This is a genomic window from candidate division KSB1 bacterium (genome assembly GCA_016214895.1).
Classification (GTDB): domain Bacteria; phylum Electryoneota; class RPQS01; order RPQS01; family RPQS01; genus JACRMR01.
The window spans coordinates 38,837-61,859 of record JACRMR010000023.1 but is presented as its reverse complement, the minus strand read 5'-3'; the positions used below and the strand labels follow the sequence as shown (position 1 = coordinate 61,859).

General features: G+C 60.0%; 13 protein-coding genes, 2 tRNA genes and 1 pseudogene. 12 read left to right on the top strand and 4 right to left on the bottom strand.

All coding sequences use genetic code 11. The features are described from left to right. Window positions 1-40: 40 nt before the first annotated feature. From HZB60_12000 to gdhA, 8 genes and pseudogenes are all read left to right on the top strand, one after another. Complete coding sequence (locus HZB60_12000; protein MBI5060489.1) at window positions 41-322, top strand: DUF4242 domain-containing protein; 282 nt, start codon at window positions 41-43, stop codon at window positions 320-322. A 62-nt stretch (window positions 323-384) separates the two neighbouring features. Beyond that, on the top strand, window positions 385-1,563 hold the full coding sequence (locus HZB60_11995; protein MBI5060488.1) for a thiolase domain-containing protein: 1,179 nt from the start codon (window positions 385-387) through the stop codon (window positions 1,561-1,563). 111 nt (window positions 1,564-1,674) lie between these two features. After that, entirely contained in the window at window positions 1,675-2,070 is a 396-nt protein-coding gene (locus HZB60_11990; GenBank protein MBI5060487.1) for a Zn-ribbon domain-containing OB-fold protein, read from the top strand. A 93-nt stretch (window positions 2,071-2,163) separates the two neighbouring features. Then, window positions 2,164-2,499 carry a hypothetical protein gene (locus HZB60_11985; GenBank protein MBI5060486.1) on the top strand — a complete coding sequence of 112 codons (336 nt, stop codon included), beginning with the start codon at window positions 2,164-2,166 and terminating at the stop codon, window positions 2,497-2,499. A 285-nt stretch (window positions 2,500-2,784) separates the two neighbouring features. After that, a complete protein-coding gene (locus HZB60_11980) occupies window positions 2,785-3,027 on the top strand; it encodes a 2-oxoisovalerate dehydrogenase (GenBank protein ID MBI5060485.1) in 243 nt (80 codons plus the stop codon). 3 nt (window positions 3,028-3,030) lie between these two features. Next, window positions 3,031-3,270, top strand: a pseudogene (locus HZB60_11975) (type II toxin-antitoxin system HicA family toxin). Window positions 3,271-3,780: 510 nt separating this feature from the next. Beyond that, window positions 3,781-4,116 (top strand): hypothetical protein, encoded by a 336-nt coding sequence (locus HZB60_11970; GenBank protein ID MBI5060484.1) that lies wholly within the window; start codon window positions 3,781-3,783, stop codon window positions 4,114-4,116. A gap of 135 nt (window positions 4,117-4,251) precedes the next feature. Then, window positions 4,252-5,616 (top strand): NADP-specific glutamate dehydrogenase, encoded by a 1,365-nt coding sequence (gene gdhA, locus HZB60_11965; GenBank protein ID MBI5060483.1) that lies wholly within the window; start codon window positions 4,252-4,254, stop codon window positions 5,614-5,616. Window positions 5,617-5,720: 104 nt separating this feature from the next. Here gdhA and HZB60_11960 read toward each other — a convergent pair whose 3' ends face one another. From HZB60_11960 to HZB60_11950, 3 genes are all read right to left on the bottom strand, one after another. Then, window positions 5,721-6,326, bottom strand: coding sequence for a peroxiredoxin (locus tag HZB60_11960; protein MBI5060482.1), 606 nt, complete (start codon window positions 6,324-6,326; stop codon window positions 5,721-5,723). 302 nt (window positions 6,327-6,628) lie between these two features. Then, window positions 6,629-11,797: a hypothetical protein gene (locus HZB60_11955; protein ID MBI5060481.1), complete on the bottom strand. Its 5,169-nt coding sequence runs from the start codon at window positions 11,795-11,797 to the stop codon at window positions 6,629-6,631. A 295-nt stretch (window positions 11,798-12,092) separates the two neighbouring features. Further along, window positions 12,093-16,859 carry a choice-of-anchor J domain-containing protein gene (locus HZB60_11950; protein ID MBI5060480.1) on the bottom strand — a complete coding sequence of 1,589 codons (4,767 nt, stop codon included), beginning with the start codon at window positions 16,857-16,859 and terminating at the stop codon, window positions 12,093-12,095. Window positions 16,860-17,304: 445 nt separating this feature from the next. Here HZB60_11950 and HZB60_11945 point away from each other — a divergent pair, with 445 nt between their 5' ends. From HZB60_11945 to HZB60_11930, 4 genes are all read left to right on the top strand, one after another. Then, the gene (locus tag HZB60_11945; GenBank protein MBI5060479.1) at window positions 17,305-19,698 is read left to right on the top strand and encodes a PAS domain S-box protein; all 2,394 of its coding nucleotides are present in this window, start codon (window positions 17,305-17,307) and stop codon (window positions 19,696-19,698) included. Between the two features lie 216 nt (window positions 19,699-19,914). Beyond that, window positions 19,915-21,252 (top strand): GTPase, encoded by a 1,338-nt coding sequence (locus HZB60_11940; GenBank protein ID MBI5060478.1) that lies wholly within the window; start codon window positions 19,915-19,917, stop codon window positions 21,250-21,252. Between the two features lie 31 nt (window positions 21,253-21,283). Then, a tRNA-His gene (locus tag HZB60_11935) sits at window positions 21,284-21,357 on the top strand. Between the two features lie 50 nt (window positions 21,358-21,407). Further along, a tRNA-Glu gene (locus tag HZB60_11930) sits at window positions 21,408-21,479 on the top strand. A 57-nt stretch (window positions 21,480-21,536) separates the two neighbouring features. On the opposite strand, the gene HZB60_11925 is transcribed toward HZB60_11930, so the two are convergent. Then, a complete protein-coding gene (locus HZB60_11925) occupies window positions 21,537-23,015 on the bottom strand; it encodes a hypothetical protein (protein MBI5060477.1) in 1,479 nt (492 codons plus the stop codon). Window positions 23,016-23,023: the final 8 nt, after the last annotated feature.

Below are 23,023 nucleotides of genomic sequence, written 5' to 3'. Positions count from 1 at the left end.
TCATTGACCGATGGAATTGCAGAACTCGAGGGAGGACATTATGCCGAAGTACATCATTGAACGGAACGTTCCAGGCGCAGGAAACTGGGATGCTGAAGTAAAGCGCAACGCCGCGCAAAAATCCTGCATCGTGCTCAACATCCTCGGCCCGAGCATCCAGTGGGTGCAGAGCTATATCACCGGGGATAAGCTCTACTGCGTGTACCTCGCGCCCAGCGAAGAGATTATCCGCGAACACGCTCGCGAAGCCGGGTTCCCCGCGGACCGGATCTCGGAAGTGGTGTCCATTATCGATCCCACTACGGCGGAAGCCGGGATCTGAGCGCGACGTCCGCGAACGCCGTACTTGTTTGAATTGCCATAACCACCAATAGGATATTTCGCATGAGAGATGTAGCCGTCATCGGAGTCGGCCTCAATAAGTGGGGCGAACTCTGGGAGATGAGCCTGCGCGAGATCTTTGTGGATGCCGCGCTGAAAGCGATGGACGATGCGGGCGTCGACAAGATCGACTCGCTGTATGTCGGTTCGATGTCGCCGGGCCTGTTCGTCGGTCAGGAACACCTGGCCAGCATGCTCGCCGATTATCTCGGTCAGTGTCCGATTCCCGCCGCGCGCGTCGAGTCGGCTTGCGCCTCGGGCGGACTTGCGTTCCGCACGGGCTGGATGGAGGTCGCGCTCGGCCTCAGTGACGTCGTGATGGTCAGCGGCGTCGAGAAGATGCTCGATGTCGATGGCGGAGCCGCGACTTATACCCTGGCCACGGCGGCGGATCAGGAATACGAAGGCTACAACGGCGCGACGTTCCCCGGGCTGTACGCGATGATCGCCAATGCGTACGCCAAGAAGTACAAGATTCCCGCGGACAAATTCCGGCAGCAGCTCAGCGCCGTGACCGTGAAGAATCACGCCAACGGATTTCTGAACTCCAACGCGCAGTTCCGCATGAAGCTGACGATGGAAGACACGTTCAAGTCCACGATGGTCGCCGATCCGCTGCGGCTCTATGATTGCTCGCCGATTACCGACGGTGCGGCGGCGTGCATTCTGGCGCCGATCGAACTCGCGAAGAAGAAGTTCAAGAATCATCCGATCGTGGCGGTGATCGGAACCGGTGCGGCAACGGATACCATCGCCCTGCATGACCGCGAGGATCTGACCTATTTGAAGAGCACCGAAATCGCCGCGAAACACGCCTACAAGATGGCGAACATCGACGATCCGGTGAAGCAGATTCAGCTGGCCGAAGTTCACGACTGTTTCACCATCGCGGAGATTTGTACGACCGAAGCGCTCGGCTTCTTCGCGAAGGGGAAGGGGGGCGAAGCGGCGCTGTCCGGTGCCACGGCGCGCGACGGCAAGATGCCCATCAACACCTCGGGCGGTCTCAAATCGAAGGGGCATCCCGTGGGTGCGACGGGGATTGCGCAGGTGATCGAAATCGTTCAGCAATTGCGCGGCGAAGCCGGCGAGCGTCAGCTCAAGAAGGCCAAGGTCGGCCTCACCCAGAACATGGGCGGCAGCGGGGGCAGTGCGATTGTGCACATCCTCAAGTCAATGTAGGAAAACGTGAAACGTGAAACTTGAGACGTGAGTTCAGAACCGAAGCGGGTCGAGTTTCAAGTTTGAAGTTTCAAGTTTACCCAACCAGGCAGTCAACACTCAGGACAAAATATGTTCCGTTCAACTGCGCGCTACTGGCGCGAAATCCCTGAACGCTATCGCGGCGAGGCGAACAAGTCGGCCAAGACCGGCAAGGTGTTCTTTCCCGCGCGGCAGGTCGAACCGGGCAACGGCAATCGTAAGTTCAAGCCCGTCCGGCTCGAGTACACCGGCGAAATCCTCACTTACACCGTCATCCGCGTCGCGCCGATGGGATTCGAAAAAATCGGTCCCTACGCGCTTTGCATTGTCGAACTCAACGGCGGCGGCCGCATCACCTGTCAGCTCGCTGACTGCCCGCTCGATCAGGTCAAGATCGGCATGAAGGTCCGCGTCGAGTTTCGCAAACTCATGGACGACGGCGACGAAGGCCTGCATCTGTACGGCTACAAGGTCGTCCCGGAGTAGGGGCGGGTCCGTGACCCGCCCGGGTGGTCCGTCGTGCCGCACGGATATGCGCTCTTCGACGTCGCGCTGAATCGTAATTCTCGCAAATCCCGCATGACAAAGAAATTCAAAATCAATGTCCGCGTATTGATCAGTCAGGAGGGCGACTACTTTGTCGCGTACTGCCCTGAGCTGGATCTGTCCTCGTATGGACGCGCGGAAGCGGCGGCCAAGAAGTCATTCGAGCAGGCGCTGAAGATTTTTGTCAAGGAGACGGAACGCAAGGGTACGTTGGAGAAGGTCATACTCGGCCTCGGATGGACGCTGAAGCAGAAACCCACTCCAAAATACCAACCGCCTGAATTGTCCGCGAAGAACAAGCGCGCCGTGCGATCAAGATCGGTTCGCCTGACCAGAACCAGCGTTCCCATTTCCTATACGACGGTTTGAGGAAAGCTCGCCTCCGCAAATTCCGACCAAGAAATGGAAAGCGTTTCTGAAAAGGCTTGGCCTTGTCCGCGTCCGCACCGAGAGTAGCCACGAGATTTGGGACAAGCCGGACGACTCCTTGGGCGTCCAATTGTCATCAAGAGCATTGCAAAGACGTTCCCGATTTGCATGTCCGAACATCGCTGCGCAGTCTGGGAATGACCCGCAAGGAGTTCGAAAAGCGATTCCGCGAGAAGTGAATTAGCGCCGCACCGCGCCCGCTCTTCAATTTGGAGTATTGTCACTATGTCAGAATCCCAAACTGAGATCATCTTCGAAGTCCGCGAGGCGGAAGAGGGCGGTTACAACGCGCGTGCGCTCGGCGTGAATATTTTTACGCAGGGTGATAGTTGGGAGGACCTCAAGGTGATGGTGCGCGACGCGGTGAATCTCTACTATGAGGACAAGTCGTCAAAGCCCAAGGTGATTCGACTCCTGCACATGACGACGCGCGAAGAGACGATCGCGGTGAATCCGGTGGCGGCGTAGATCATGGTCAGGCTACCTCGTGATGTCCGGCCAAACGATCTGATCCGGGTTCTGAAATAACATGGTTCCGTGGAAATCAGGCAATCCGGGAGCCACGTTGTGTTGAAACATCCCGGGCCACCTGAGTGTGAAGTCGTTGTGCCGAATCACCGGGAAATCAAGGCGGGGACGCTGCTATCGATCCTCACAACAGCGGCGGCGCATTTGAGGCTTGACGCAGCCGACATCGCGAAGGAACTTTAGGCACTCGATGCCTCCCCGCACTGCCGACCTTGGTAGGCGCGTCAAGGGATTTGTAGAGTGGCACGTGCTGCTTGCCGAGCTTCACTCGGCGGGGTGACATTGATTAGGATCCGCAGAGAGGCCCGCAAAGCCTCTCTTCTCGTTTCATGACCCACCTCGTGCCGTTGCGCACGAACTCACAAGGTCGGAACCCCAATCCCTTAGAATTTCCGCACGCTCGGTCGTTGCCATTACGTTCAATTTCTTGAGCCTTCCGCTGTGCGCGGTTGTTGTTACTTGGCGAAAGTCGTGGCGCGAAGCTTGTTCATACCGGCGGGGAACGGTCCCCGCTCGGCGGAATTTGCCCTGCGCAACGAGCCGGCGCCGAATGCGAGGTGGGTCAGGCTAATACGGAGGCTAAGCGTCACCGTACCCGAAACTGGCCAATTGTCATTGATCGCACCGACTTTGTGCAAAAATTCACTTGACAATTACGCCGCTATTGCTTAATTGCTATGATAGCATGTTAAGGTGAAGATCGTCCGAACTTGCGCCGCCGATGTTGCCACGGGCGGCGAGCCACATCCGGGAGACTGGACCATGCCGTATCGATTAGCCGCTCACGGAATTTGTATGTCCTGCGCGATTGGGCCCACCTGTTCGATGCATCACGGCAGCGCCGTGCTGCAATGCGAGCAATTCGTGAGCAAGGAACTTGCGCATCATCATGTCAAGCCGAAAGTCGCCAAACCGCATCCCACCGAATTCGTCGGCCTGTGCAACCTCTGCGAGTTCGTCAACAAGTGCACGCTGCAGAAACCGGACGACGGCGTGTGGAATTGCGAAGAGTATCAATTTGTAGGATAGGCGAGGGGCGGTCCACACTGTTCCGCGTTTTTGTCGAATCACTAACACCACGGGCCGACACAGTGCCTATCGCCGACACTTGCCCGCCCTTCAGTCAATCTCCAACGAGTAACCCTGTTGGTAAAGGAGCAATTCATGTCTGATTTCGTGACCTCCTTCATGGCGGAGGTCAAAGCCAAGAATCCGTGCGAGCCTGAGTTTCTGCAAGCCGTGCAGGAAGTCGTTGAATCGCTGGAGACAGTTTACCACAAATTCCCCGAATTCCGCAAGGCGAGAATCCTGGAGCGGATGGTCGAACCGGAACGCGTGATCATGTTTCGGGTTCCGTGGGAAGATGACAAGGGCAATGTGCATGTCAATCGCGGTTACCGCATTGAGATGAACAGCGTGCTCGGACCGTACAAGGGCGGCCTGCGCTTCCACCCGACGGTCAACCTGGGCATCCTCAAGTTCCTGGCCTTCGAGCAGGTCTTGAAAAACAGCCTGACCACTCTGCCCATGGGCGGCGGCAAGGGCGGCTCCGATTTCGATCCCAAGGGCAAGAGCGACACGGAAGTCATGCGCTTCTGCCAGAGCTTCATGTGCGAGCTGTTCCGTCACATCGGCGCGAATACCGACGTGCCGGCCGGTGACATCGGCGTCGGCGGTCGTGAGATCGGTTATCTGTTCGGCATGTACAAGCGTCTGCGGAACGAATTCACGGGCGTGTTCACCGGCAAAGGCCTGGCCTGGGGCGGGTCGCTGATCCGGCCCGAAGCCACCGGCTACGGTGCGGTCTATTTCGCGGCCGAAATGCTGGGGACCAAGAACGACTCGCTGAAGGGGAAGACGTGTTTGGTCTCGGGCAGCGGCAATGTTGCGCAGTACACGGTCGAGAAACTCAATCAGCTGGGCGCGAAACCCGTGACCCTGTCGGACTCCGATGGGTTTGTGTACGATCCGGAAGGGATCAGCGCCGACAAGCTGGCGTTTGTCATGGAACTCAAGAACACTCGCCGCGGTCGGATCAAGGAGTACGCGGACAAGTACAAGAGCGCGACCTTCACTCCGATCAACGGCGCCAAGAATGGCTCCAATCCGTTGTGGGAGATCAAGGCGCAATGTGCGTTCCCGAGCGCCACGCAGAATGAGATCAACGGCGCGGATGCCGCGCATCTGGTCAAGAACGGAGTCAGTGTCGTGTCTGAAGGCGCGAATATGCCGACGTCGCCGGATGGTGTGGAAGTCTTCCTCGATGCGCATATTCTCTACGGACCCGGCAAGGCCGCCAATGCGGGCGGTGTCGCCACCTCCGGCCTCGAGATGAGCCAGAACAGCATGCGGCTGGCCTGGCCGCGCGAAGAGGTGGACGAGCGCTTGCACAACATCATGAAGAACATTCATAAGTCCTGCAAGGACGCCGCCGAGGCGTACGGTCGGAAAGGCAACTACGTGGACGGCGCCAACATCGCCGGATTCCTGAAAGTCTCCAACGCGATGATGGAGCAGGGTCTCGTGTAGTCGCGATTCACGCGACCGAAAGGCCGCGCGGACTAAGGACAAGAGCGCCCCGACTCAGATGAGTCGGGGCGCTTGCTCTACCTGCCCGTTGTCGAAGACCGCGATCAGGCCAGATCGCCGCCCTTCGAATAGACGCGCCCGACCAGCTTCGGGCTTGCCTGCAGCGTCGGATCGCCGTCATCTTTCCACTTCGACGGGCAATCCGTCTTCGGATGTTTTGTTACGTGCAGAAATGCCTTGAATTTGCGCATCAGCTCGTCGATGTTCCGGCCCACGCTGTTCGCGTTGATCTCCATGGAGCGCAAAACGCCATCAGGGTCGATAATGAACGTGCCGCGATAGGCCTCGCCGCTCACCGCCTCCCACACGCCAAACAGCCGCGAAATCTCGCCGCTGCGGTCCGCGCCCATCGAAAACCTCACCTTGGCCAGTCCGGGTTCTTCCCGTTGCCACGCCAAGTGAACGAAATGGCTGTCCGTCGAGACCGTCACCAGTTCCGCGCCCAGTCGCGCAAACCGCTCATGCAGCTCTGCCAGAGCCGCAAACTCGGTCGTTCATACAAATGTATAGTCGGCGGGATAGAAGAAGAGAAGCGACCACTTTTTCGCCTCGCGCGTACGCGCCAGCGAGAATTCGCCCCAATCACCCGTGGAAGGCTCATACGTCTTGAGCGCAAAATCGGGCACCACCTCCCCGACTTCGACGACCATCCCGTCGTCGTCGCCGTCGCAACAATCACATGACATATCTGTTTCCTCGTCCGGCAGAGCCGGTGGTTAATTGCCTGCTAATGCCCGCAATATAAGCGATTGCCGCCGATTTTTCCACTCTAACCTCCCCGCCGCGACCCTCGCCAGATCACGAAATCTCCACGGATCACAATGCGATGCATGGAGCGCGCCCTCGAGGCGAATCGGACCAAGGAGGTCTAATTTACACATTCAGAGGGCAGGAATCAACAAGGCCGACCCCCGCGGGCCGGCCTTGCTGTCGAGAAGGAGAGGCGCGGCGCCTACGGCGCGTCGCTACTCGTGACCTGATAGAACCGATTCGCGTTTGCAACCCACGGCGTCGGATCGTTGTAGCTGTTGGTACTGGTTGATCCGATGTAGGCATAACCGCCCGTCAACGTCGTCGCCGCGTACACCTTGTAATAGGGGGCACCGGTGGCCGTCCAGTTCAAGCTGGCGTTGCTGCCGTTCTTGATCACCGTGATCGTGGGCGGTGTGACCGTCCAGCCCGCAGCCCGGATCATGCGGTCGCCCGGACGGGCGTTGATGTCGCCGGACGATTCAATGAACCACTGCCCGTCGCATTCGTCCCAGAAGTAAGAGCGGCCCGCGCGGGTCACGCTCGTGTCCGTGGCGAAGGCATCGGGCTTCAGACGCGGCTCGACATTTTCCACAGCGATATAGAATGCGGAGTTGATCGTCAGACAGCTATTGCTCAGCCGCGTGACCACGTCAGCCCATGCGGCACCCGCGGGAAGACCGCCGATGATATTGCCGGCTGCGCCGGACGTATCGCTGAACAGGATCGTGCCGGGCAAGCCGCCGGGTCCATCAGCCGAATACACGGTCACACGCGCCGCCTGATGGCCGGTCTGAGGTGCGGTCGGACAAACGGCGAACTTCGCGTTGCACAGCGCGTAAGGGTAGGAGGGAGCGTCAAACTTGACCGCCCACTTGAACCCGATGCCGTCCACCCAGTTGTAATTCTCGGCGCCGCCGTCATCGTAAAAGATCACCGCAGTGCTGAGCTCCGCGAGGTCGAACGTGTGCGTACCCGTGCTCGGCTCATACACGGACAGATTCTGCGCATCGGTACAACGGACGAAGTACTCATAGTAGCCCGCCGCGAGAACGGGGGTCACCGCCGAGAACTCGTCAGGATTGCCCGTGCTCGTGAACGTCAGGGAGTCGAAGTTCGCCGCGCCGACCACGCGATAGAAGAGTTTCGTCACAAATCCGCCCGCATCGTCCGTCACCAAGGCGGTGAAGGTCGCGGCGCCCGGGGCACCGTCCGGATGCTGATCGTGGCTCAGGGTCGGCGCCAGGCCGATCGTGAAATTCGCGTCCGAGGTGTCGCCGTAAGCGGGGGCCGCGTTGCCGATCACGCGAATGCGGGCGTTCGAAGTTCCCGGTCCCGTGATGACCCAGTACACGTCGCCCGCCGCGGCAGCATCGATCACGTCCCACGAGCCGGCCGGATAGTTGCGGTTGATCGAAACCGTCGCCGCACCCAGACCGGTTGAGACGTACTGAATGGAGTAGGGATCACCAATCGACAAGAATTCACCGCCGTTGGGCTGCGTGATCTGGGCCGTCGGTGCCGCGATCGTGAAGTTGGCGTTCGACGTGTCGCCGGCCGAAGGTGTCGATACACTGGTGACGCGAATGCGCGCCGCCGTCGTCGGCGAGCCGGCCGCCGTCCATGCTTGCAGGCCGTCGTTCGGCGTGTTGCTGAACAGCGTTTCCCACGTCGGACCGGGATAGGCGCGGTTCAGATAGACATTCATGTTCCCGGAGATCGCGGACGTTGACCAAAGCACGTTGTAACTCTGACCGATGTAGAACGTCTCGCCGCCGTTCGGAGTGTTGACCGTCACGATCGGATTCAACTGGCCGGTCGCATCCGTGGTGTACATGATCGAACGACCGGCAGCGATGGTGGCCGCACCGGGATGCAGGGACAAGAGCTCATTCCAGTAGTAGTAATCGAGGCCAACCGCGTGATCGCCGTCCTGAATGCCGATCGACGCGTAATCGTTGTCGTTGGTGTTGGAATTCGCGCTGAGATTCACCGTCTGGTACTGGACCTTGATCTTGCAGTCACCGGTGACCGACGGATAGTAAGCCGGGTCGTAGATGATGACCTCGAAATTCTCCGTCACATTCGTGTACTGCGTGCGCGCGAGCCACTCGACGACATACCAGTGATTGGCAGGATCGTAGTAGTAGAACACGTTCATGTTCCCGCCGGACTGGACTTCGAGATCGTCCCAGTACGCCGCGACCATGTAGGGCGGTCCAATCGGCGTGCCCATGCGATAGTTGCGGTAGTCCCACATCGCATAGTTACCGAAGGCCAGCCAGCCGTTGTCGCAAACCGTGATCTGCGACGGCACGAACGTCTGCCCGTACATGCGGGCTGTGAACGGCAGTGTCAAGACACCGTAGTCGTCGCCGTCTTCCAGCTGGTCGTCCCAATTGAACGACGTACCGGAACCGCCGAGACCGGGCGCGATTTCGATCCAGCTATATGTGGACGCGATGCCCGCGGGCTGAGTCTCCGTGTTATCGTAAGCGTAGTATCCGTAAGCATCCGGTCCGGAGGGGCTGGTACTGCTCGCGGTGCCGATCGTGATCGAGAAGTTCGTGCTATCGCGGAACCCATTGTTGTCATGTACGACCAGCTGCATCCGGGCCACGCGACCGTTGAACGACTGGCTGCTCAAGGTAACATTGTAGGGGTCGCCGCTGTTTGTGGCATTGGACCCGGCCGTGACCGTGCCGTACGCGCCCAGCGAGTCGTTGACAATCACGTAGGGGTCGAGGGAGCGCAGGATGCCCTGCGCCGAAATCAGCGATTGCAGCGCGGCACCGGAATTCTGGAAGGTCACCGTCACGTTCCCGCTTTCACCCGGGTCGTAGCTGCCGCCCGGCCCGGAGTAAACGTTACTCACATACGTCACATCACCGGATGCGGGCGTGAAGTCGAGGCGGAGGTAGAAACTGCCCGAGCCACTGGTCAGAGACAAGTAGAGTGAGACCGGCTCGCCATTGAAGACGGAACTTACGGTAAAGCGGAATGGCGTCGAGTTCGTCCCGTTGCCGCCGGCGGCGATGTTGGCATAGGCGCTCACGCCTTGCGTGATCGTGATTCCCGGAGACGAAGTGGAAAGCGTCCCGGAAATGCCGCTGATCGTGCTACCATTGTAGTTGTGAATGCCGATGGAGAGATCAATCGTCTCGCCCGGATTCAACACGCCGTTGCTGTTGCCGATCGTCCCACCGCTGTTGTCGTCGTCAACCGTGCGGCTGTTGTAGGCCAGACCCGAGGCGGCGTTCACCAGAATCGAATCGCGAACCGTCCGCAGGTCATCCTTGGTGATCGTCACGTACAGGTAGCCGGTCGTCGTGATCGTCACCGGCAGGTTGATGGCGCCGAGTCCGCTCGTATAGCCGCGAGTCCACGATTCGGGCGAAGACCACGACCCTTTTTCGAGACAGACGAGCGCCCCGTTGACCGGCGTGCCATGGGAGGCGTCCGCAACCGAGATCGCCACGTTGTTCGCGCCGACGGCAATCGACGTCGGCTTGGTTACGACCGCCGAAAGTGGCTGCTTGATCCAGATCGGAACGGACGGATCACCCATCAGGTTCGACCAGTAGCTGAACTGCTGGACCTGCCCGCTATGGCCAACGTTCCAGTAGTTCAAGTACAGCTGCAGCTTGGCCGCCACCAACAAGGGGCCCTGCTCTTCGAGATCAAGGCCGTAGAGAGCGTACATTGCACCCGCGTCGATGACGTTATTGTAGGGCACGCTCGTGCTCAAGGTGGCGACACCCACGCAGCCAATCGCACCCGCGGGATTTGACGTGGTTTGGGCCGGCGGTTTCAACCAGCGCTCGGACAGCGACTCGCCGGTCTGGAAACTGCCCGTGCCGCACGTGACCACCATCACAAACGGAGTCCGCGGGTCCGCCGGAACCGTTGAGGTCGTAATATCAGCCGGGCCGAACTCGCCGATATAGGACAGGCGGTAATTGAACACGCTGATTCCGCTGCCGATCCGGGCGGCGAGGTCCGCCGTGACACCGCTGCTGCCATAAACGTTCCAATACACCGTGTTCACGCCGTGTTGCAGCATGATCTGACGCGTGTACTCTTTTGTCGAGGGGTTCGAGGCGATGTGGCCCGTATTGGAAGCACACCATGCGCGGGTGAACCAGCCGCTATCCGGAGCCATTGAGGGCGCGGCTTCGTACCGTGTCGTCTTGCGGATGATTCCTACCAACGCATCGCTGGTCTCGATGTTGCTGAGACGACCCACCGCGACGTCGGGTACCGGGTCGGGATTCGGCCCGCCGGAGCTCAGGGTGCCGTAGTAATTGTCCCACTGCGACGAGCTCTCGGAACCCGTCCAGTGCGTTGGCACGTAGTACGCGCCGCTGCCATTGTCCGGATCGCCAACGAGACAGACGTATTCCAACTTCCCGCCGGTCTGATTATAGACCGCGGTGATCGTGTCCCTGATCGCCTGCGTCGTCCACGTCCCTGAACGGACCGATACGTCGATCCCCTTCAGTTTCTTCCACTGGGCCAGTTCGCCCACATTGCTGATCACCGTCGCATCCGTCGAACAGAAGATCAGCATATTGCCCGGGAATACGGGAAGCGCGTCGATCGCGCTGTCCTCGAAGTTCTCGAACATGCTGTACATCTTCTTGAACGAAGGCGAAATCGAGGTGGGGACAAACAGGATCTCGTTCGGACCGGTACCGCCGACATTCTCGACGATCACTTCGAGATCGTCATACACGCGGCGCTCGCCCGTCACCGGATTGACCTGCACCGGGAAGATGTTGAGAATCACGAACCGGATGTCGCGCAGCGTCATCGGCTCCGAGATCGTCGCGATCTGCGCCGGATACCAGTCGTTGTTCGCGTAAATCTCGTCCGCCGGAAGCACCGGGACGGACGGCTCATAGCCATTGTCGCCTTGCAGCGGTTGCACCGGAGCGGGAACGCCGCCCTGCTCAATGTGGAATTGCTGATTCAGAATCGTCAGGTCCACATTCCCCGTGCGATCGACCATCAAGAGCCGGGCTATACGCGGAACATCGGGAAAGCCCGGTTCGAGCGTATTGGCCTCGCCGAGCATCTGCATGGTCTGGTACGTCTCGCCGCCCACCTCCGCGGTACCGTACTCCACGGGAGGATCATAGAACCTCAGTCGGACCGCTGCCGGGCTCGGATCCAGCATCTCCTGCGGCATGCGAACCACCGCCTGCGGGCCTGCAAGCTGATTGAAATTGGCAGGTACCATGACCGGTCGGACCGAAGTCTGCGAACCGGTTTCCGCGGCATAACTGCCGGGGACTAAGCAAATTGCTACCAGCACGGCAAGTATCAGGCTAATCTGTCCGAGCTGGTCAAACTGTCGCCGAAAACTCATTGGGGTGCTTCTCCTAACCTCAAAACGCCAAGTTGCACTGCGTTACACAAGTGATATAGCTACATTTAGCAGTGCTAATTTACGTGGTTTTTGACTGTGAATCAACCGCAAGCGACCGATTTGTCACACTCGGTAAATGCGTACTAATGCACAAATTGCAGTAGCTGCCGACGGGAGTTGGAGAATATTCTCGGAGCTGAATGAGACATGAATCACCTACCGTGCAGGCTGAAACAAAGCGGCCAGGGCCATTTGGCCCCGGCCGCCCGGGAATCATAGGGGTGATCCGCGTCGCCTACTGCCCATCCCAACCGATGACATAGAAGAAGCGCCTTACCTCGGCAATGCCGTCCGGCACCACGAAGCTGTTCCCCGTCGTCACCCAGGCCGGATTCCAGGTCCACGGTCCGTCCGGAGTCGTCGAGTAGAGAATCTTATAGCCGTAATTCGTGTCATCGGCCCAGTGCAGGGTCACCAGACCACCGCTGGGACGGGAAAGTGTCACGGAAATCGGCTCGGTCGGCGGCGGAGGCGCGATCAGCGGGGCCGTGACGGAGACATCGTCAACATACCAGCCCTCACGATGAGCACCCGCGTCCGATCCGAAGCGAAAACGAAGCTGGATATCTTGCCCGGCATAGGGATTCAGATCAAGCGACTCCGTGGTCCAGGTCGAAACCGTGGCCGAGTAACAGGCCAGTCCCGGCATCGGGCCGGTGAACGGATTGCCTCCGCCGGCCGTCGTCCGGAAGCGACGATTGTACCCGGCAGTGGGGAAGACCTGCGTAAATGCGCCGCCGTCGGCCGAGACTTCGAGCACACCGCCATCGTACGCCGAGTCGGGAAACGTGGTCGAGACCTCCGCCTCAATCTGGTAGGAGTACCTTAGCGTCGCGTTCGCCGGGAGCGCCGTCAGCACCGGTGAGAGCAGCAGCGCATCGTTCAGGGCCGCATAGGTTCCCGTACTGGGATCTCCGCATTTGTACGAGTGAGTGCCGGTCTGCGCGAGCTCCGTGGAGATGTGCCACTGGTCCACCCAACTGCCGCCGCTCGCCGCGTGGGTCCAGAGCGGTGCCCCACTCTCGAAGCCCTCGCTTAAGATCGTTTGCAACGTGGCAATCGTGAAATCGGCCGCGGAGACATCGGTCTGAGCGCCATCGTTCACGGCCGTGATGCGAACCCGGCAGGCCGTCGAAATCGGACTGACGACTACCCAGTCAAACAGCCCATCGTTGGCCGTCCCGGCATCCAGCACCGTCCACGGACCGCCGCTTCCGGTCCGCGAAAGTTCGACGCGGATATTACCCGCCACGCCGGCGGGAACCCAACTAATCGTGCGGGTATCGCCCGTGAACCAGAAATCTCCGCCGTCGGGAGCCGACAAGGTCAGTCCCGCGATCGAGAAGTCCGTCGCCGAAACGTCGGTTTGCAACGGGTCAGAGAGTGACGTAATACGCACACGGCAGGTGCTCGACGCGGCCCCGGTTACGGTAAAGGAGAACAGACCGTCGTTCGGTGTCGAAGCCGTTAGCGGTTCCCACGGCCCGCCGGTGCCACTGCGCGAGAGCTCGATGCTGATGTTGCCGCCGACATCGCCGGGATGCCACGCGATATCGCGGACATCCGCGCCATACCACTGCTCGCCGCCGTTCGGAGCGATCAACGTGAGGTCCGCAATCAGACTACCGGTCTGGTCGGTCGTGTACACGACGGCGCGGCCCGCGGCCAGCGGTGCGGCGCTCGGTGCATACACATTCCAATAGCAATATTGGAGGCCCGCCGAATGGTCCGCGTTCTGGATTCCGGTGGTGGAGTATTCGTTGTCGTTGACGCCGCCGACCGCGGTGCAGTTACTCGACTGCGCAACGGATTGGTACTGCATCAGAATCTTGCCGTCGCCGGAGGCGGAGGGATAGACCGCCGGATTCATGAGCACGATCTGGAAGACTTCATCCACTAATGTGCATCGCGTCTGGACGCGCCACTGCACAATGTACTGAGCGTTGGCCACATCATGATAGATCCACACACCCGGATTCGCGATTCCGCCAATCACCAGGTCATCCCAGAAGGCGGCGACCATCGCGGGCGGACCGAGCGGGCCGGGGATCGGATAGTTGCGGAAGTCCGTTATGTCCGTGTGATCGCCGAACGCGATCCAGCCATTCGAGCAGATCGTAATCTGCGTGTAGTCCACTCCGTAATAACGGAACGTGAACGGCAGCGTGCGCAGCGCGCTCTGATCCTGATCCTGCGCGTTATCGGTCATCCCGAGGTTGGTTCCGACTCCGCTGATCTCGGTCCAGAAATACTGGCACGCCGCGCTGGCCGGCGAGGTTTCCGTATTGTCGAACGCGTAGTAGCCGTAGGCGTCCGGACCCGTTGCACAGGTCGTGGCCACCAGTCCGACGTTTTGCAGGAATTCCACGGAATCACGGAAGCCGGTCACGTCGGTCAGCACCAATTGCATTCGCGCCGTGGACCCGCCGAGCGCCTGTGCCGAGGCGACCAGCGCGAACGGGTTGCCGCTGTTCGTGGCATTGGCGCCGTTGGCGACCGCGCCATAAGTTCCAAGGGAATCCGTGACAGTGATGTCGGGGTCCAAGGAGCGCAGGATCGCGCTGGCGTTCGTGAAAGCAACGGCCCCGGAGTTGTTGATCGTCACCGTCAGCGGACCCGTGTCGCCCGGATCGACGCGACTGTTGCCGTCGGGGAATGAACTGCTGACAAATGCCACATCGCCGCTGGACGGAGTGAGATCGAGCCGAATGACCTGTGTACCGGCCGATGATGTGGTCGTCAAGAAGAACGAGATCGGCTCCGCGTTGAACAGCTGTGCGGTTTGAATCCGGAACGGAGTTGTCGGAGCCGCATTCGCGCCAACCGCGATGTTGGGATAGCCGCGCGTCGCGCCCGTCACGGAAACTCCCGGATGCGAGCACGATAGCGTCCCGCTGATGCCCGTTACCGTAGAGGTCGTACCGCTATTGGTGAGCCGGAGATTCAGGTCGATGGTCTCGCCGGGGTTGAGCACGCCGTTGCTGTTGCCAACCGTGCCACCTGAGTTGTCGTCGTCAACCGTGTTGCTGAAGAACGAGAGCGAGGCGGCAGCCGAGGCCACGGTGATCGTGCCGTTGTAGGTATCGATGCCGGGGCCGGTTACCGTGATGATCATCGTCCCGGTGGTCGGCGTGGACACAGCGAGATTCACGATGCCGTTTTCATCCGTGTAGCCGCGGGCGAACGTCTCGGTACCCTTCACCAGGCCGACGAGGGCCCCGGGATCGGGCGAACCGCCGCCGACGGCGACCGTTACGGTGACGTTGTTGGTGTTCAGTGGAATGGACGCGGGGTGCGTAACCACTGCCGTGCGTGGCACGCGCGTGAAGAGTTCCACTCCGGGATCGCCCATCAGGTTTGCCCAGTAGCAGAAGTTGTTCACCGAGGCATCGTCGTGCCCTGAGTAGGTTTGATAGAGCGCCAGCTTGCCGGCAATCAGCGCCAGACTCTGTTCGCGAATACCGAGCGAGAAGATGCCGTGCATCACGCCCGCATCAACGATGTTGTTCTGCGCAACGTGCGTTCCTGAACCCGACATCCCGACCGCGCCGATCGCTCCGATTGGAGTCGATGCCGTACCCTTGCGCACCCACGCTTCCGACAGGACATCACCACTGCCCGAAAACGTCCCGGTTCCGCAGGTGACCGTCATCACAAACGGCAACTTGCGGCCGTTAGTCAGACCGTCGATCTCGATGGGATCCATCTCAAACAGCCAGCTCATGCGATGATTGAACACACACACGCCCTGATCAATGCGCGGCGCCATGATCTCGGCGGTCATGTCGCTGGTCATGATATTGAAGTAGACCGAATCCATGCCGTGTTGCAGCATGATCTGCCGCGTGTACTGCTTCGTCGAGGCGTTGGATTCGATGGTCGCAATGTGCGCGGCGCACCACGCGCGACGAAACCACGTCGTGTCCGCGACGTACGGATCCGCTTCGTAGTTGACGGTCTTCGTGACCATCGCCCCGAGTTGAGTGGCATCCAATACCGGCAGACGACCGACCCCGATGTCCGGCACCGGATCCGGATTCGGTCCCGTGCCCAACGTCCCGAAGAAGTTGTCGAGCTGCGTGCCGTGCGTGGCGAGATTGTAACCCGCACCACCGGACGGATCGCCCACCAAACACACGGATTCGAGAGTGCCGCCGCTGTTGTTGTATTCCGTTACTATGTAGTTCCGAATGAGGACTGCATCGTTCCCGCCGATGGCCGTTGCCGTGGTCAAATAGGCATCATTGCCCTTCTTCCGCCGCCAGTCCACGAGCAGCTGCGTGGTCGCCTGCGTCGTGCCGTCTGGACAGATAAATAGTTGCTTCCCCGGGACTACCGGCAACGCGTCCAACGCGCTGTCGCGGAAGTTCGTCACCATCGAGTACAGCTTCTTGAAGCCGGGTGTGATCGATTGCGGCACGAGATCGATCTCGTGCTCGCCGATTCCGCCCAGATTCTCCACCGCTACTTCCAACTGGTCGTACACGCGAATCTCGCGCGTGACCGGATTCACCTGAATTGGAAATACCGACAAGTTGACGATCCGCAGGTCGCGAAACGTCGCCGGAGTACTCACCGCGGCGACTTCCGCGGGGTACCACGCGTCCGTCGAATAGATTCGACTATCGGGAGTCACCAACATCCGGCTTTCTTCGTCATTCGATTGCAGCGAAACGAATGGCGCGGGAAGTGCGTCCAGCGACTCCACATGGTAAGATTGGGAAACTATACGGACCCCGACTTGCCCATGATTACTGACCATGAGCACGCGGTTCACCATCGGCAAGTCTGGCTGACCCGGCAAAAGAGTGGAGCCTTCACCGTCCATGCGCAGCGCAACATACGATTGGCCGCCCAGCTCAATACCCAGCCGTGTGAACGGCGGATCGTAAAAGCCGAGGCGGATGGCCTCCGGATTGCTGTCGATTAGTTCAGTCGGGCAAGGGACCGCCGCCGATGGACCGGTCAGGCGGTGAAAATTGGCAGGGATAGATCCACCCAAAGGCGTTGCCCATACGATTGCAGATGTCAACATGGTTGTCGCAAACAGGCAACAAATTGCTACGGTTTTTCTCACGTCGTCACTCCGTTTCTTGTCCATTCCGAGAAGGCAAATCCGCTATTGTCGGCAGTGCGCGATGTTACGAGTCAGGGGCCCACTTAATATACCGACGATTCGAGGCGGTTGCAAGGGCCCGACGCCGAGTTCGGTGAGTCTCTGGCGGAACTTCAGGACCGAATTCGCCAGACCCTGCACATTCTGCGCGTCAGTCCGTCCGAAGCACTGCAATTATTTTGTGCGAATGAAGCTAAGGGAGCGGTTCTGACCGGAGACCCGACCGGCGCCGCGGCTCCCGTGCTCGGGAATCAATTTTGCATGATCTCGTAACAATTCGCTCCGCCGGCGGGGAGTGTCGGAATTCTGCAACGTCAAACATCCGCGACGAATGGTGAACTCGGGCGCACAGACTGAGGCCGAATACGGAGTAGAGAAGCTCACCGCCGAACTCGACGCGCTGCGTTCGAGGCTGTACGAGCTCGAAGAGATGGAAATCGCTCGCGTCACGGAAGAGCAAGAGCGATTCGATTCGCTCGGCGTCCTCGATGAGTACGCCAAGCAGCTCGAGGAATCGCGGGATAAGCTGACGCGTCTGTTCCGCGCCGCCGCCGCCGTACAGGAAGCCCGTACCGTGCAGGCGACGTTGCAGCGGATTGCTGATGCGGTCCATGAGGCAGGTTGGGGTTCCGTCTCCGTCAGCCTGTTCAAGAACTGGGCAATTGTCCAGGCGGCCTATGTCGGCTGCACACCCGAAGACATCGAGTTTCTGGAGTCCAACCGACGGTCACCGGAAGATCGCGCGCGGCAATTCGGTCCGGCCTTTGAGCGCTTCAAAATCAGCCGCAGCTACTTTGTACCGGCCGAAGAGTTGCCGTCCGTGATCCCCGTGGACACGGTCGTGCCGGGCCGCCGTGAGGTGCAGCCGGGCGACGAATGGAATCCGATGGATCTGGCATACGTGCCGCTCTACGGTTCCGGCGGCCGCGTGATCGGCTCCGTCAACTGCGATGATCCCGTCGATGGCAAACGCCCCACGCCCGAGGCATTTCTCTATCTCGAATTGTTCGCCGATCTCGCCGCGACCAAAGTCGAAACCGCGCGGCTACTCGAACAACAACGGCGGACCGCCGAAGCGTATCGTGAGTCCGAAGAGAAGTACCGCTCCGTCTTCACGCGCTCGGGCGACGGCTTCTTCCTGATGGACGAGTACTTCCGCGACTGCAATGCGAAAGCCTGCGAAATCTTCGCCTGCACGCGCTCCGACCTGATCGGCGCGTCGCCCGTGAACTTCTCCCCCGAAATCCAGCCCGACGGCAGACCCTCCACCGAAGCGGCCCGGGCGTATATCATGGCGGCCATGGCGGGCAGCGCGCAATCCTTCTACTGGAAGCATCGGCGCAAGGACGGCATACTGATCGACTGTGAAGTCTCCCTGTCCTCCGTCGAAATTGGCGGGGAGGGACTCGTGCTGGCAATCGTGCGCGACATCACCGAACGGCGGCGTGTCGAAGCGGCGATGAAGGAAAACGAAGAACGATTCCGCTCCGTCGCCGACGCTACGCCCGTGATGATTTGGATGATCGATGAAAACAACGCGCTCGCGTATCTCAACCGCATGGGCTTCGATTTCCTCGGACTGCCGCCGGACCAGCAGTTCAAGGCCGACTGGAGTCACCATCTGCACCCGGACGACGCGGCGAGATTCCAGGCCGAATTCAAGGCCGCCACCGCTGAACGCAAGCCGTTCTCGCTCGAGTATCGGATGCGCCGGCGCGATGGCGCGTATCGCTGGGTGCTTAACCACGGCGTGCCGCGCTACGGGGTTGAGGGCGGGTATCAAGGGTACATCGGTTCCTGTCTCGACGTAGATGACCACAAGGAAACCGTTGCACGACTCACGCAAAGCCAGGTGCTCGTGCAACGCATTCTTGATGCGTCCCCGGACATGCTGTATGTTTTCGATCTCCGCGAACACCGGATGCTGCAAGTGAGTCCGGGCGTCAAACAAAGCTTGGGATTCTCGCCGGACGATCCGGAGCTCCTGAGTCCGAATTTCGTATTCCAGCGCGTGCACCCGGACGACATCAGTCACTATAATGAACGGATGGAAGAGCTGGTGCGCCAGCCGGACGGCACGACCATGCAACTCCAGTGGCGATTCCGCGATAAGCTCAATCAGTGGCGCTGGGTCGAAAGCCGCAACGCGGTTTCGCTGCGGGATGAAGCAGGCAATGCGCTGCAAATCGTTGGCAGCGCCCGCGACGTCACCGACCAGCGATTACGGGAGGTCCAGCATCAAGTCGTCTCCGAGTTGTCGCGCCTGCTTGTCTGCGGCGCGAGCCGGGACCAGTTACTGGACGTGGTGCCGGAGTTGATCGCACAACATATCGGCTTCCCCATCGTGGCCATTCAGTTGCTCAGGCCGGGCGGAGCTACTCTGGATTACTCCGGTTGTTACGGCATGTCACCGGCCACTACGGAGATCTCCGTGGCGACCACTCGCTGCGGGTGGGTCGCCCGCACGGGCGAGGCCTGTGCCTTCGCCGACCTTTCGCGGGAGGAGGGGGAGTTCTGCGAGACGGCGCGGGCCGCCGGATTCCGTGGCTATGTGGCCGCGCCGCTAAGAGACGGAGATCGCGTCTTCGGTGTGCTCATGACGGCGGATCGCGAGCCGCGACCGGAAGCACCCGCCTATGTCCGCACGCTTTCGGCAGTGGCGGACTTCCTCGCCTACCTGCTCCAGTGTCATTGCAAGTGCCGGGCGGAGGGCAAGCTCGTCTGAGCCCTCCTTACGCCAATCGCGGTTGAAGTCGCACCGGCGCCGGTCCTCAAGATCGGCGCTTCGCTTTGCACACGATCTGTTAACATGGTATAATATAACTATTTACGAGTTAGCGACATCCCCCGCGAAAGGCAAGATTGGGCCCGAGTTGACTTTTACCGCCGAGAATCATAAATTCATAGTTTCGCAAGTTCACTGTCTGACCCGTCCAACCCGATGAACAAGATCAAGACGATCATCCAAGGAGCCGCCGGCCGGGATTTCCACAATTTCAACATGCTGTATCGTGACAACTCGGCCTGCGATGTTGTCGCGTTTACTGCCACGCAAATCCCTGATATCGATGGCCGTCGCTATCCGGCCAAATTGGCCGGATCACTATACCCCAAAGGAATTCCAATTCATGCGGAGGCTGAACTGGAGACCCTCGTCCGCAAACAACAGGTGGACGAAGTCGTCTTTAGCTACAGCGATGTCGCGCATGAGTATGTGATGCACTGGGCCTCCCGCGTGCTTGCCGCCGGAGCGGCCTTCCGCCTGGTCGGCGGTCGGGCCACGATGGTTCCCAGCAAAAAGCCGGTGATTGCTGTTTGCGCCGTACGCACCGGCGCCGGCAAGTCGCAAACCACACGCAGGGTAGCGGAGCTGGTGAAGGCGGCAGGCAAGAAGCTCGTGGTCGTGCGCCACCCGATGCCGTACGGCGACCTGGTCAAGCAGGCGGTGCAGCGATTCGCTTCCATCAAAGACCTCAAGGCGCAGCACTGCACGATTGAGGAAATGGAAGAATACGAACCGCACCTCGATCGCGGCTCCATTGTCTATGCCGGAGTGGATTACGAACGGCTGCTGCGGCAGGCCGAGCAAGAGGCGGATGTGGTGCTCTGGGACGGCGGCAACAATGACCTCCCGTTCTTCAAGCCCGACCTGCATATCACCGTCTGCGATCCGCTGCGCGCCGGTCACGAGGTCTCGTATCACCCGGGCGAGGTCAACTTGCGAATGGCTCATGCCATCGTCATTAATAAGATCGACAGTGCGACACCGGAGCAGGTGGCGCAGGTCCGCGCGTCGATTGAGATCTGCAATCCGACGGCGGTCGTGATCGATGCGGCTTCCCCGATTTCCGCGGAGGGAGCGGAGAAAATCCGCGGCAAACGCGTATTAGTTGTGGAAGACGGTCCCACGACGACGCACGGCGAAATGAAGTATGGCGCGGGCGTTGTCCTGGCAAAGCGGTTCGCCGCCGCCGAATTGGTCGATCCGCGGCCGTATGCGGTCGGCACGATCGCCGAGACCTTCCGCAAGTATCCGGGGATCGGACCGCTGCTGCCGGCGATGGGATACGGTGCCAAGCAGATGAAAGATTTGCAGGCGACGATCAAGAAGGCCAAGGCCGATCTGGTCATTATCGCCACGCCCATCGATCTGCGTCGTGTGATTCAACTCGACAAGCCGGCGATTCGCGTCCGCTACGACTTGCAGGAAATCGGATCTCCCACACTCGATACCGTCGTGGCTCCGCTGCTCGAGCGCGGATCCGGCAAACGGCGCTGAAGGTCGCCCGAACGGCGAGCTCATTTTTCTGGTGGCTGTAGCTCAGTTGGTTAGAGCATTGGATTGTGGTTCCAAGGGTCGGGGGTTCAAATCCCCTCAGCCACCCAAATGACATCCGGAGCATCCGAGAAGATCGTCACCCATCCCCGCATTGCGGCCCCATCGTCTAACGGTTAGGACTCGAGATTTTCATTCTCGCAATCGGAGTTCGATTCTCCGTGGGGTCACGAAAAACCCGATACCGGTCGTATCGGGTTTGCTCTTTTCCACTGAGATCGGCTGAGCTACGCGTTCAACTGCCGCCAATCGCGCGCTCCGGTCAGCGCCGCGCCCTCAGGTCCCGGTGCGACAGCCGGTCCCGGTTGATAGCTCAGGTGCACGAGGAAAGCGGCCAGCGGCCAGTACACAAAGTTCATCGTGTCCGATTGCCAGGACGGCGCGTAGAACAGCCACCCGCCATACAGAAACGTGATCGACTCCAGCGTGCGGCCGTATGTCCGGCGTTCGGTCTCCCCCGAGTGCCGCAAGACTCGGCCCCGCCGGTAGATCGAATACAAAATAAACAGCATGATGCCGGTCCCGACGTAACCGTATTCAATCAGCAGCCAGGGGATCGACGTCGCGTTGGAGGACAGCCCCCACTGCGAAAAGTACGCTGACTTGGCCGAATGCCCTTCCGAGATCACGGATTGTGTGATGGAGCCCGGTCCGTTGCCGAACACCGCGTGCTTCGGCGATTCCGCTGCCAACCGCAATGCAGCCACATAGGTGTACGAGCGCTCGTAGCGCTCTTCCGTCGAGGGTTCCAGCTCCGCGGCGAATACCTCGGGCAACTTCCGGACATAGGTGAGCGGGTTTCGTCCTTCCACCCAACCGCCGGAGGCCACGATCACGAAATCCGCGGCCACAATCGCCGCGACCGCGGCCAGCGTGATCCCGATCGCCATGACCGGGCGGCCGAGGAACTCGCGCCGAATCATGAAGATCATCAGTAGCGGCAGGAACATGAAGAAGAACTTGGCCTCGCCCAGCAGCGGGCAGATCATCATGATCCCGATGGCGACAACGAATCCGAGCCGCAGATGGCGCTCCTCGATCATCCGCGAGACCAAGTAGGTGATCAAGATCAGCAGAAACAGCGCCACCGCGGGAGTCTGGCTGATCCCGAATGTCCCGCAGAGCAGATCGGGATCCGACCAGCCGTACACGAAGTACTGGATCAGAACCACGGGAACCTGAATCAGTCCGATCACAAACAGGAAGCGCACATAGCCGCGTAACCATCGCGGCGACGGACTCAAATAGTACGCGGCAACGAACAGACCGAGATAGCGGAATCCGACGCGCATCCCGACAAACGCCGTCGCACGGCCCGAGCCGTTGATAATGGTGGAAAGCACGGCGAACCCGATCAGGACGTAGATCCACTTCTCGAGCGACGGGATCGGCTCCTTGCGGCGAAATGAAAAGAGCGCTGTCCGTCCCAGGAGCAGCAAAATCAAAATATCGATCAACCAGGTCGCCTCGCGCGGGACGGCATGCCAGACGTCCGACAGCCAATCCACCGAATAGACTAGGAGTCCCAGCAGCATCAGCGCTGCCCGCGGAAACAGAAACAGCACGACGGACAGCGGCAGGCCGATGATGCCGAGCAGGAACAGTCGTGATTCGCCGGCCGTGCTGAAGAACGCAAATACCGCGGCGGTATATGCGGCGATCACCATCACGATGGCGCTGCCGATGGCGATGCGGTCGGTTCTCACGAATTCCG